13 protein-coding genes are annotated in these 11,666 nt (G+C 66.3%); 1 reads left to right on the forward strand and 12 read right to left on the reverse strand.

From position 1 onward, the window contains the following. Positions 1–18: 18 nt before the first annotated feature. From R9J51_RS17140 to ccoN, 9 genes are read right to left on the reverse strand one after another with little or no spacing between them, the layout of a single operon-like run. A complete protein-coding gene (locus R9J51_RS17140; protein WP_179505215.1) occupies positions 19–309 on the reverse strand; it encodes a hypothetical protein in 291 nt (96 codons plus the stop codon). Further along, positions 306–458 carry a cbb3-type cytochrome oxidase assembly protein CcoS gene (ccoS, locus tag R9J51_RS17145; protein WP_168557650.1) on the reverse strand — a complete coding sequence of 51 codons (153 nt, stop codon included), beginning with the start codon at positions 456–458 and terminating at the stop codon, positions 306–308. Before ccoS ends, R9J51_RS17140 begins: the two co-directional genes overlap by 4 nt. Next, the gene (locus tag R9J51_RS17150) at positions 455–2,599 is read right to left on the reverse strand and encodes a heavy metal translocating P-type ATPase (RefSeq protein ID WP_179505216.1); all 2,145 of its coding nucleotides are present in this window, start codon (positions 2,597–2,599) and stop codon (positions 455–457) included. The genes ccoS and R9J51_RS17150 overlap by 4 nt, the downstream gene beginning before the upstream one ends. Further along, complete coding sequence (locus R9J51_RS17155) at positions 2,596–3,063, reverse strand: FixH family protein (RefSeq protein ID WP_179505217.1); 468 nt, start codon at positions 3,061–3,063, stop codon at positions 2,596–2,598. The genes R9J51_RS17150 and R9J51_RS17155 overlap by 4 nt, the downstream gene beginning before the upstream one ends. A 13-nt stretch (positions 3,064–3,076) precedes the next feature. Then, positions 3,077–4,591, reverse strand: a complete 1,515-nt coding sequence (ccoG, locus tag R9J51_RS17160; protein ID WP_179505218.1) for a cytochrome c oxidase accessory protein CcoG — start codon at positions 4,589–4,591, stop codon at positions 3,077–3,079. A 6-nt stretch (positions 4,592–4,597) separates the two neighbouring features. Next, a complete protein-coding gene (gene ccoP / locus R9J51_RS17165; protein ID WP_179505219.1) occupies positions 4,598–5,521 on the reverse strand; it encodes a cytochrome-c oxidase, cbb3-type subunit III in 924 nt (307 codons plus the stop codon). Further along, positions 5,514–5,675 carry a cbb3-type cytochrome c oxidase subunit 3 gene (locus R9J51_RS17170; RefSeq protein WP_169476367.1) on the reverse strand — a complete coding sequence of 54 codons (162 nt, stop codon included), beginning with the start codon at positions 5,673–5,675 and terminating at the stop codon, positions 5,514–5,516. Before R9J51_RS17170 ends, ccoP begins: the two co-directional genes overlap by 8 nt. Continuing rightward, on the reverse strand, positions 5,672–6,418 hold the full coding sequence (ccoO, locus tag R9J51_RS17175) for a cytochrome-c oxidase, cbb3-type subunit II (RefSeq protein WP_168557644.1): 747 nt from the start codon (positions 6,416–6,418) through the stop codon (positions 5,672–5,674). The genes R9J51_RS17170 and ccoO overlap by 4 nt, the downstream gene beginning before the upstream one ends. A gap of 16 nt (positions 6,419–6,434) precedes the next feature. Continuing rightward, entirely contained in the window at positions 6,435–8,087 is a 1,653-nt protein-coding gene (gene ccoN / locus R9J51_RS17180) for a cytochrome-c oxidase, cbb3-type subunit I (RefSeq protein WP_179505220.1), read from the reverse strand. A gap of 271 nt (positions 8,088–8,358) precedes the next feature. On the opposite strand from ccoN, the gene R9J51_RS17185 reads away from it, so the two are divergent. Further along, complete coding sequence (locus tag R9J51_RS17185; RefSeq protein WP_169476370.1) at positions 8,359–9,051, forward strand: OmpW/AlkL family protein; 693 nt, start codon at positions 8,359–8,361, stop codon at positions 9,049–9,051. Positions 9,052–9,372: 321 nt separating this feature from the next. On the opposite strand, the gene R9J51_RS17190 is transcribed toward R9J51_RS17185, so the two are convergent. From R9J51_RS17190 to R9J51_RS17200, 3 genes are all read right to left on the reverse strand, one after another. Further along, on the reverse strand, positions 9,373–10,071 hold the full coding sequence (locus R9J51_RS17190) for a Crp/Fnr family transcriptional regulator (RefSeq protein ID WP_168557641.1): 699 nt from the start codon (positions 10,069–10,071) through the stop codon (positions 9,373–9,375). A gap of 293 nt (positions 10,072–10,364) precedes the next feature. After that, complete coding sequence (locus R9J51_RS17195; RefSeq protein ID WP_168557640.1) at positions 10,365–10,856, reverse strand: flavin reductase family protein; 492 nt, start codon at positions 10,854–10,856, stop codon at positions 10,365–10,367. A gap of 52 nt (positions 10,857–10,908) precedes the next feature. Beyond that, a complete protein-coding gene (locus R9J51_RS17200) occupies positions 10,909–11,643 on the reverse strand; it encodes a 3'(2'),5'-bisphosphate nucleotidase CysQ (RefSeq protein ID WP_179505221.1) in 735 nt (244 codons plus the stop codon). Positions 11,644–11,666 lie beyond the last annotated feature (23 nt).

The following is an 11,666-nucleotide window of genomic DNA, read 5'->3' on the forward strand; positions in this document are numbered from 1 at the left end:
TGGGCAGCTGGGCCTGCTTCAAGCGACATCGTCGTCGTCCTCCTCGCCACAGCAGCTAGGCTCTCCGGCGCGCTTGCGCATTGCGCTATGGCAAATCGCGCAGCACGGCGCGGTGCCATCGCCCGACGGCTTGCGCTGCGGCGCATGGCCGGGAATGCGGATCAGCAGGACATGGCCCGCTTCCCCGCAGATCGGCACCGCAAGCGCCGCGCCACCACCGGCCGCCACCGCCGGCGCGGGCAGCGACAGACGCAGCACTGCGGCCGCCGAACACAGCGCTACCAGCCGCAGGCGGCCCTGGCGCGTCATGGCACGTCGTCCGTCTCGTCGATCAGGATGCGCGCGGCGGCGCCATCCAGATCCACGAACTGCCCCCGGCGCAGCGCCCAGAAAAAGGCGCAGAGCCCGATCAACCCCATGCCCAGCGCAATGGGGATGAGCACCGCGATCGAGGTCATGCCCCCCTCCCCCCGATCCAGGAAAGCCGCAGCGAATTGGCCACCACGATCAGCGACGAGGTGGACATCGCCACGGCCGCGATCAGCGGCGTGACAAGGCCCGCCATGGCCAGCGGCACCGCCAGCAGGTTGTAGGCGATCGCCAGCGTGAAGTTCTGCCGCACCACGCGCATCGTCGCCCGCGCCATGCGCACGGCGAACGGCAGGGCCATGAGCGAAGGCGTGGTGAACACCACGTCTGCCGCCTGGCGCCCCACGTCGCTGGCGCTGCCCGGCGCGATCGAGGCGTGCGCGGCGGCGAGCGCCGGCCCATCGTTGAGCCCGTCCCCCACCATCAGCACACGCCGCCCACCGGCCGCCAGGCGCCCGATCGCATCGTGCTTGTCTTGTGGCGAGGCGCTGGCCTGCGCGGTCAATCCGGTCTGCCGTGCCACCTGGGCTACGGCCTCGACATTGTCGCCCGACAGGATCGAGGCTTCCAACCCCTGCCCGCGCAGCGCCGCCAATGCGGGCAGGGCATCGGGCCGCAAGGCATCGGCAAAGCCGATCAGCCGCACCGGATCGGCCCCCACGGCCAGGGCCGCCGCCATGCCGCCGGTGGGCGAAGACGGACGGCCCAGCGAAACGGGAATTTCGCGCCACAACGCGATCACCCCGCGCCCCGGCACTTCCTCCACCGCGTCAAGCGGCAACGCTTTCACGCCGCGCGCGGCCAGTGCCTCGGCCAGGCCCAGCGAGAGCGGATGGCGGCTGTGGCTGGCTAGCGCCAGGGCCACGCCGGCTTCATCGCTCGTCAGCGCATCGAGCGCAGCCACGTCGGGCACCGGGCGGCCCAGCGTGAGCGTGCCGGTCTTGTCGATCAGCATGCGGTCGACCTCAGCCAGCCGTTCCAGCGCGGAACCATCCTTGATCAGCACCCCGCGCTTCATCAGGGCGCCAGCCGCCACCACTTGCGCCACCGGCACCGCCAGCCCGAGCGCGCAAGGGCAAGTGATGATCAGCACGGCAATGGCGATCACCAGCGCATGATAGAGCCCCACCCCGGCCAGCATCCAGCCGGCAAAGGTGAGCGCAGCCAGGCTGTGCACCGCCGGGGCATAAAGCCGCGAGGCGCGATCGGCGATCCGCACATAGCGCGAGCGGGACTGGCCGGCCGCCTCCATCAGGCGCGCGATTTCGGCCAGGGCCGTATCCTCGCCAATGGCGCGCACTTCCACGTCGAGCGGGGCATCCTGGTTGAGCGTGCCGGCCAACACCAGATCGCCCACGGCGGCGGGCACGGCGGCGCTTTCGCCGGTCAGCAGCGAACGGTCGAGCCGGCTCGCGCCGCACCGCACCACGCCATCGGCGGCCAGGCGTTCGCCCGCGGCCACGCGCATCATCATGCCTGGTGCCAGGTCTGCCACCGCGCGCCAGGTGGTGGTGCCATCGGCGGCCACCACCAGCGCGCCCGGTGCGGCCTGGCGCAGCAGCGCGTCCACCCCGGCGCGCGCGCGATCGCGCATCATCGCGTCCAGCGCACGGCCCGCCAGCAGGAACAGCAGCAGCATCAGCGTTCCGTCGAACCACGCCTCTGCCCCGTGGGTGAGCGTTTCATAGAACGACAGGCCGGTCGCCAGCGTGACGCCGATGGAAATCGGTACGTCCATGTTGGTGCGCCCATGCTTGAGCGCGCCCCAGGCGGACGTGAAGAACGGCCGCCCGGCATAGGCGATGGCCGGCACGCCGATCAGCGCGGAAAGCCAGTGGAACAGATCGCGCGTGGTGCCATCCGCGCCGGACCAGACGCTGACCGACAGCAGCATGACGTTCATGCAGGCAAAGGCCGCCACGGCCAGCGGCGCCAACAGCGGGCGCACCGCCGATGGCGCCTGCTCCAGCACGGTTTCGCGCGGCTGCGCGGCGAAGCCTGCCCCCGCCAGCGCCGCCACCAGATCGGGCACGGCCACGCTGTCATCATGATCGACGCCCACGCTGCGCGCGGTCAGGTTGGCGCGTGCATGGGCAACGCCGGGCACGGCGGCCAGCGCGCGTTCCACTTTGCCCATGCACCCTGCGCAATGCATGGCCGGAACATTGAGCGCTGTGTGCAGCGGCACTTTCGCTGCCGGGCGCGCAAGAGTTTGTGCGGCCTGGCTCATCCCACATCCCCCATCATGCGCCAGGTGGCGCCGTGCCGCGCCACCCGCAGCTTGATCCTCCAGCGGCCCGCCGGCAGCGCGGCGCGATACTGGCCCGGCGCCGTTTCGTGCAGCGTCAGGGCAAGGTCGTCGCGCAGGCCCAGCGGGTGCTCGGCCACGGCGGTCACTTGTGCACCGGAAAGCGCGTAGCCTTGGGCATCGTTCAGTGTCACGGCCAGGGCGCCGTCGCTGCCCCGCGCCACCGCCCCTGCCCAGCCCAGCGCGCGCTCGGTGCGCGCCTCGCCCAGCCAGCGGTTGAAGTTCTGGCTGGCGACATAGGAATTTTCCACCACCGCCCCGCCAAAGGTGGACGTGGCCAGCCGCGCCATCACCACGTTGACGGCAATGACCACGCCAAAAAAGCTGATCAGGATGGCGGCCATGTGGCGGCCGGTGAACGGACGTGCAGGGCGATGCTGGGTCATCGGCGTGATCCTTCTATGGCGCGGCTGGCGCGGAAAATTCGGTCTTCACGCGGTCTTCCGCCGGCTTCTCGCCAGGGCGCGCCGCGGCGGCCAGGTGAAAGGCAAAGGGCTGCGGCCGGGCGGCATGGCCCGGCACCACGGCATAGACACGCAAACGCTGCGTGGTATCGGCCGGCACGGTAAAGCGCAGCGCGGGCTTGGCCGCCGATGCGTCCATCTCGTCGGTATAGATCGCCCCATCGGGCAACCCTTCGAGCGACAGCACGGTTTCGCGCGGGCGATCTTCCATGTTGCGCAGCTTGATGGTGAAGCCATCGCGCACCGCGCCGTTGGAAAGCTGCACGAATTCGGGATTGCGATCGCGCGCCACCGACAGATCGAGCCGGGTGCGTTCACCCAGCATGAACAGCAGCGCGGCGCCGATCGCGCTCCACATGCCCAGATAGACCAGCGTGCGCGGGCGGAAGATCGCCTTGATCAGCGGCTTGGGCGCGCCGCCCTTGCGCTCCACCTCGGCATCGTCGAGCGTGCAATAATCGATCAGGCCACGGTCGCGGCCCACTTGCCCCATCACGCGGTCGCAGGCGTCGATGCACAGGCCACAGGTGATGCAGCCGATCTGCGCGCCTTCGCGGATGTCGATCCCGGTGGGGCACACCGCGACGCACTGCTTGCAGTCGATGCAATCCCCAATGGCGCCGGGCAGGCGCTTGGCCTGCTTGAGCGAGCCACGCGGCTCCCCACGCCAGTCCTTGTAGGTGACGATCAGCGACTTTTCATCGAGCATGGCCGACTGGATGCGCGGCCAGGGGCACATATAGACGCAGACCTGCTCGCGCATGAAACCGCCCAGCCAGAACGTGGTGAAGGTGAGCACGGCCACACAGGCATAGGCCACGCCGGGCGCTGCACCGGTCCAGAATTCACGCTGGAGCGTGGGCGCATCGGCGAAATAGAAAATCCACGCGCCACCCGTGGCAAAACTGATACCCAGGAACACCGCCCACTTGGCCAGCCGCTTGGCGGTCTTGCGCGCGGTCCATGGCGCGCGGTCCAGCGCCAGTTGAGCATTGCGATCGCCATCGATCAGCCGGTCGACATGCTGGAACAGATCGGTCCACACCGTTTGCGGGCAGGCATAGCCGCACCAGGCCCGGCCCACCGCCGATGTCACCAGAAACAGGCCGACCCCGGCCATGATCAGCAGGCCCGCCACGAAATAGAACTCGTGCGGCCAGATTTCGATGCCGAACATGTAGAACCGGCGATGGGCCAGATCGATCAACACCGCCTGATGCGGCGCCCAGGGCCCGCGATCCCACCGCAGCCACGGCGTGCCCCAATAGACCGCCAGGCAAAACGCCATGACCGCCCATTTGAAGCGCCGGAACCGCCCGTCGATCTTGCTGGGGCAAACGGGTTCGCGGCGGGCATAGAGCGCCGGTTCTTGTGGTGCGGGTGGCTGGCCACCCCCACCTTGCGGTGCGGGGGTAGATGCCACGAGCTTGAGCCTGGGATCGGCGGGCATGGCGGCTTACCTTGTTGCCGGCACGGGCGCTGGCGCGGCCGCTTCCGACGCGGCGGGCAGCGCTTCACCGCCCCCGCGCGAATGGACATAGGCCGCCAGCATCTTGACCGTGACCGGATCGAGCCGCTGGCCCCAGGCCGGCATCACGCCCTGGCGGGCGTAAGTGACGGTTTCGGTCAGCGTGGCGCGGTCCCCGCCATAGAGCCAGATCTTGTCGTTGAGGCGCGGGGCGCCGACGGTGCGGTTGCCTTCGCCATTGGCGCCGTGGCAGACGCTGCAATTGTCGGCAAAGACCTGCGCGCCACGGGTGGAAGAGGCGCTGGCCTTTTCCTGCCCGCTGATCACCCGCACATGGCTGACCACGTCCTGCACCTGGGCCGGCGTGAGTATGCCATCACGGCCAAACGCAGGCATCTGGCTGGAGCGGGTCTGCTCGTCACCGGGATAGCGGATGCCGTGTTCCAGCGTCTGGTGAATGGTGGCGATGTCACCGCCCCACAGCCAGTCGTCGTCGTTGAGGTTGGGATAGCCCTTGGACCCGGCGGCGCCAGACCCGTGGCACTGCACGCAGTTCTGCTTGAACGCGGCAGAGCCACCTTCGATCGCGGCGCGCAGCAGCTGCGGATTGCCGGCCAGCTTTTCCACCGGCGTCGCGGCAATGGCGGCGCGGGTCTGGGCGCGGGCGGCATCGGCCGCTTTCAGATCCTTGGCCAGCGCACCACGGCTGGTCCAGCCGGCGGTACCGGCCGTTGCCGCATGGCGCCCTGGAATGGCCGGATAGACCACCACATAGCCGATCGCGAAAACGATCGTGGCATAAAAGGTCCACAGCCACCAGCGCGGCAACGGCGTGTTGAGTTCTTCGATTCCGTCCCATTCGTGTCCGACGGTTTCAACGCCGGTGGGTTCGTCGATGCGCTTGTCAGCCATCGTGATCCTCCGTGAAGATCGAGTTGGCGGCTTCCGCGCCCGAGGATTTGCCCCCGCTGCGGAACGGCCAGATGCACAGGGCCAGGAAAATCGCGCCCATCACCACCAGCGCCCAGCTATCGGCAAAGTGGCGCAAGACGTCGTACGTGCTCATCGCCCCTTCTCCTTGGCCAGGTCTTCCTGCGCGGCAGGCGCATTCACATCCACCAGCGTGCCCAGCATCTGGAGATAGGCGACCAGCGCATCCATCTCGGTCAGCTTCTTGGGATCGCCATCGAAATCGCGAACCTGGGCCTTGGGCCAGCGCGTCTTGAATTCGGTGGCGTTTTCGGGGTCTGCCTGGGCCTTCAAGTCATCGTTGGCCTGGGCGATCTGGTCCTTCGTGTAAGGTACCCCGGTGGTGTAGAGCGTTTGCAGCTCGGCCGTCATGTCCCCCTGGTTGAGCGGACGCTCCGCCAGGAACTGATAGGTCGGCATGATCGACTCCGGCACGACCGAGCGCGGGTCTTTCAGATGCTGGACATGCCATTCATCCGAATACTTGCCGCCCACGCGGGCAAGGTCTGGCCCGGTGCGCTTCGATCCCCATTGGAACGGGTGATCGTACATCGATTCCGCGGCCAGGCTGTAATGGCCATAGCGTTCGGTCTCGTCGCGGAACGGACGGATCATCTGGCTGTGGCAGACATAGCAGCCTTCGCGCACATAGATGTCGCGCCCGGCCTGTTCGAGCGGGGTGTAGGGGCGCATCCCCTCCACCTTCTCGATGGTGTTGTCGATCCAGAACAGCGGGGCGATTTCCACGATCCCGCCGATCGTCACCGCGGCAAAGGCAAGGACTGCCAGCAGGGTGACATTGCGCTCCAGCGTCTTGTGACGCTCAACAATGCTGGACATTGTTCGGGTTTCCTTATCAGGCGGGCTGGGCGACGATCGGACGATCCTTTTCGGGATCGAACGCGGCATCGTGCATCGGCGCTTCGTTGCGGTACTGGCCCAGGATGGTCTTGGTCACGTTGATCACCATGATCACCGCACCCGAAAGGTAGAGCAGCCCGCCAAAGGCACGCAGGGCATACATCGGGTGCAGCGCGGCCACGGTTTCGGCAAAGCTGTTCACCAGATAGCCGTCAGGCCCATATTCGCGCCACATTAGCCCCTGGGTGATGCCCGCCACCCACATCGAGGCGGCATAGAACACGATACCCAGCGTGGCGCACCAGAAGTGCCAGTTGACCATGCGCAGCGAATAGAGCCGTTCACGGTTCCACAGGCGCGGCACCAGGTAATAGAGCGCCCCGAACGTCACCATGCCGTTCCAGCCCAGCGCGCCCGAGTGCACGTGGCCGATGGTCCAGTCGGTATAGTGCGAGAGCGAATTGACGCTCTTCACGCTCATCATCGGGCCTTCGAACGTGCTCATGCCATAGAACGCCAGGCTCATTACCAGCATGCGCATGATCGGATCGGTGCGGATCTTGTCCCACGCGCCGTTCAGCGTCATCAACCCGTTGATCATGCCGCCCCAGCTGGGCATCCACAGCATGACCGAGAACACCATGCCCAGCGTCTGCGCCCAATCGGGCAGCGCGGTATAGTGCAGGTGGTGCGGACCGGCCCAGATATAGAGGAAGATCAGCGCCCAGAAGTGGATGATCGACAGGCGATAGGAATAGACCGGGCGTTCGGCCTGCTTGGGCACGAAGTAATACATCATGCCAAGGAAGCCGGCGGTCAGGAAAAAGCCCACCGCATTGTGGCCATACCACCATTCCACCAGCGCGCCCTGCACGCCGGCAAAGATGGGATAAGAGCGCGAACCGAACACGCTGACCGGAATGTTGAGGTTGTTGACGATGTGCAGCATCGCCACGGTCAGGATGAACGAAAGGTAGAACCAGTTCGCCACATAGATGTGTGGCTCGCTGCGCTTCACGATCGTGCCGACGAACACCGCCAGATAGGCCACCCACACGATGGTGAGCCACAAGTCGGTGTACCATTCCGGTTCGGCATATTCCTTGCCCTGGGTAATGCCCAGGAGATAGCCGGTCGCCGCGATGACGATGAACAGCTGGTATCCCCAGAACACGAAACGGGCGAGGCCGGGGAAGGCCAGCCTCGCCCGGCAGGTGCGCTGCACGACGTAGAACGACGTGGCGATCAGCGCATTGCCCCCGAAAGCGAAAATGACCGCCGAGGTGTGGAGCGGACGCAGGCGGCCGAAGTTGATCCACTGCAGCCCCAGGTTGAGCTGGGGCCAGGTCAGCTCCAGCGCAATCCACAGGCCGGCGGCAAACCCGGCGATACCCCAGAATACCGTGGCAATAACGCCCCAGCGAATCACGTCGTCGTCATAGCGGCCCGGATCGGGCATGCGCAGCACGCCCCGCACCGCATTGTCGACGCTCTTGCCGCTGATAGTCACCCACAGCGCGATGGCGGCGGCGATCCCGAAGATCGCCATGTGAATCGCAAAACCCTGGTCCACTGCCAGAGCACAGGCGACCACCGCCAGGACAAGCGCACCAAACCATAGGCCGGCGCGCATCAGAACCTGTTCCATGGACCCTTCCCTTCCATGCCCAACTACAGATTCTGCCCCTGCAACCTTTGTCCGCCCATCACATTGATACGAGTCAAATAACCCCTGCGGTGAACGATTTATTCAGCACCCCGCCATTTTTGCGTTGCGTCAATGTAGCGAATCGAGATCCCCGCCATTGACCGTGCCACGCCAGAGGGAACGGAGCCTGCGAGGGGCAGGCCGCCTGCGGCGCAGCCCGCAGTGGCCCAGTCCGCGGTAACTCAGTCCGCCAGCAATTAGGAAACGTGTGATGAAAAAGGTTCTTGGCAAAGCTCTTGGTGCCGCCGCCCTGGCGCTGGCCTTCGCTTCTCCCGCAATCGCGGCCGATGAAGCGCCGGCGGGCAAGTGGCAGGTCAAGTTGCTGGCCACGTCGGTTCTGGCCGATGGCAAGATCACCGCGGTTCGCAAGGACCTGATCGGCCTGCCCACCGGATCGCAGACCGATGCCAGCAACAACAGCTTCACCCCCACGCTGGCGATCGAATATTTCGCGCTGCCCAACGTGTCGGTGGAAACGATCTGCTGCTTTACCGCGCACCACGTCTCGGGCGCCGGCGCGCTCCAGGGCGCGGCGCTGGTCGATCATGCGCTGATCCTGCCCGCCACGGTCACGGCGAAGTACCACTTCACCCTGCCCGGCGGCATCAAGCCTTATGTGGGCGCGGGCGGCGCGTGGTTCTTCTATATCGACGAGCGTGCCGGTGCGACCGCGCAGACCCTGGGCGCCAAGCGGGTGAAGCTGGATAACGACGCCGGCGTCGTGGTGCAGGGCGGGATCGACATTCCGATCACGAAGACCGGCCTTGGCCTCACGCTCGATGCCAAGAAGTACTGGATCAGCACGACCGCGCATTTCTACACCGCCAACGGTACCGAAGCGCTGACCACGCGCCATCGCATGGACCCTTGGGTCCTGAGCGCGGGCGTCGCCTACCGCTTCTGATCACGGCGCACCGATAGCCCTGCATATCCGTCGTATGCAGGGCCGCGGGCGGGTCGATCCAGGGTCTGGGATCCCCTGGCATCGGTCCGCCCGTTTTCGTTTGTCTTTCGGGGAATACGCTTCCCCCAAACCCTCCCGCAGGCGGGAGGTGAGGCTATTGAAAAGCCCCCTCCTCTTCAGAGGAGGGGGTTGGGGGTGGTGCGAGGCCAAGCGCAAAGCGCGCAGCCAGGGCCCTTCGACGAGCTCAGGGCGAATGCTCATCCGAAAATTCTGCTGAAACCGCGTTCGGGCCGCGCTTGTCGAAGCCCGTGCCCGCCGCGCTTACCCCGCCAGCGAAACCAGCGAGGGGCGGTCGAGGATTTCCACGTCACGCCGCGCGGGCAGGTCGATCACGCCTTCGTTCTTGAGCTTGGTGAACTGGCGGCTGACGGTCTCGATCGTCAGGCCCAGCACATCGGCCACCTGCTGGCGCGAGAACGGCAGGGTGAAGCGCGTGGCCGGGCCGCGCGTGATCGGGGTGCAGCCGGTTTCGGCCAGGCGCTCCGACATTTCGAGCAGGAATGTGGCGATCTTTTCGGGCGCGGTCTTGCGGCCCAGCAGCATCATCCACGAGCGCGTGCGGTCCAGTTCGGCCAGCGTGCGTTCCAGCAGCTTGTGCTCCAGCCCCGGATGGCTGCGGGCAAAGCGATCGAAATCGTTGCGCGAGAACACGCAGACGCGGGCATCGGTCAGCGCGACGACACTGGCCTTGCTGGTCTGGCCAAACGGGCGGCCGATGAAATCGGACGGATAGGCCACGCCCACGATCTGTTCGCGGCCGTCTTCGGTGCTGGTGGTCAGCTTGAGCACGCCCTCGATCACGTTGGCGACGAGCAGCGAGTCATCGTCTTCCCAGATCAGCGGTTCCCCGGCCGAAACGTTGCGGCGGCGTCCGATCGCGTTGAGCGCGTTGATCTCCTGATTGTCGAGGCCGGCGCAGATGGCGCGGTTGCGGACGACGCAGGTTTCGCAAGAAGACATGGCCCCAATTACCATCTTGCGCCGTGAAAGACAACGACAAGACAGGGCCTTATCAGACCAAAGTATGATCACCCCACCCAGCAAAAAGGGGGGCGGCCTGCCAGGCATGCCGCCCGAGTTGGGGAGAAATCACGCGAAACGAACAGACTGTCCGGGTTGGAAAGACCTGTTCCCTTCGGCGCTTTCCGCTTTACCCCCAGCCTGGCGACGCGGCTTTGATCGGTGTCAATCGATCGGCAATTACAGCAGGAATGGTGCAATTTGGCGCAGGGCCAGCACCGTTGCAGCGGTTGTCACACCCCTTGGGCGATTTCCACGGCATCGTGATACTGCCCGCGGAAGAACAGCAGCGGCGTTCCTTCCTGGCGCGAATCCAGCGCTTCCACCGCGCCCACCACCAGCCAGTGATCGCCGATGTCATCAACCCGTTCGATCCGGCAATCGATCCAGGCCAGTGCGTTGTCGAGCCGCGGCAGGCCCGCCGGGCTGTGGCCATGGGCCAGTTCGGCAAACTTGTCATCGGCGCGGCTGGCAAAGCGGCGGCACAGGTCCAGCTGGTCGGCGCCCAGCACGTTGACGCAGAACCGCCCGGTGGCGGCAATGCGCGGCCACGAACCCGAGCGCTTGTCGGGGAAAAAGCCGACAAGCGGCGGATCGAGCGAGATCGAGGTGAACGAACCCACCACCAGCCCGGTGCGCAAGCCGGCCTCGTCAACCGACGTGATGACGCAGACACCCGTGGGATAGGCGCCAAGAACGGTGCGGAAATGCTTGGGATCGATCATGGTGTCCTCGGGGCAAGCAAAGAATGGGGGATCAGAATTTCGCTGCGCTGCGTCAATCGCCGATCCTGGCCACTTCCTCAAGCACCCGTTCGGACCATTCGCGGCGGCAGATCAACAAATCGGGCAGCCAGGTGTTGCGGTTGTTGTAGACCAGGGGCGAACCATCGATGCGCGAGACATGCAGGCCTGCCCCGGCCGCCACGGCCACCGGCGCGCAATTGTCCCATTCGTATTGCCCGCCCGAATGGAGGTAGATCTCGGCCTGCCCGCGCACCACGGCCATCGCCTTGGCCCCGGCGCTGCCCATCGGCAGCAATTCGCCACCGATCGCCTTGGCCACTTCCACCGCCTCGTGCGCGGGGCGCGAGCGGCTGACCAGGAGCCGCGGCGTGGGCGCCATGGGCGGCAGTGGTGCAATGCCGGCGCTGTCGAGCACCAGGTCTTCCCCCGGCAGCGCCACGGCGCCGAGCACGGCCTTGCCGTCCACGGCCAGGCCGACGTGCACGGCCCAGTCGCTGCGGCCTTCGCCATATTCGCGCGTGCCATCAAGCGGATCGATGATCCACACCCGGTTCTTGGCCAGCCGCGCGGGTGTGTCGGCGGTTTCCTCGCTCAGCACGCCATCATCGGGACGGTGCGCCGCCACTTCGGCCATGAGGAACGCGTTGGCGAGAACGTCACCTTGCGCCCCCAGCGCCTTGCCCTCGTGCGTGCCGGCGGCACGCAAATCCATCAGGATGCGCCCCGCCCCTGCGGCCAGATGCCGCGCCAGCGCCAGATCGTCCATCGCTTGCCCCCCTGCCTGTCCAA

It is taken from the genome of Novosphingobium rhizosphaerae, assembly GCF_050920675.1.
GTDB lineage: Bacteria > Pseudomonadota > Alphaproteobacteria > Sphingomonadales > Sphingomonadaceae > Novosphingobium > Novosphingobium rhizosphaerae.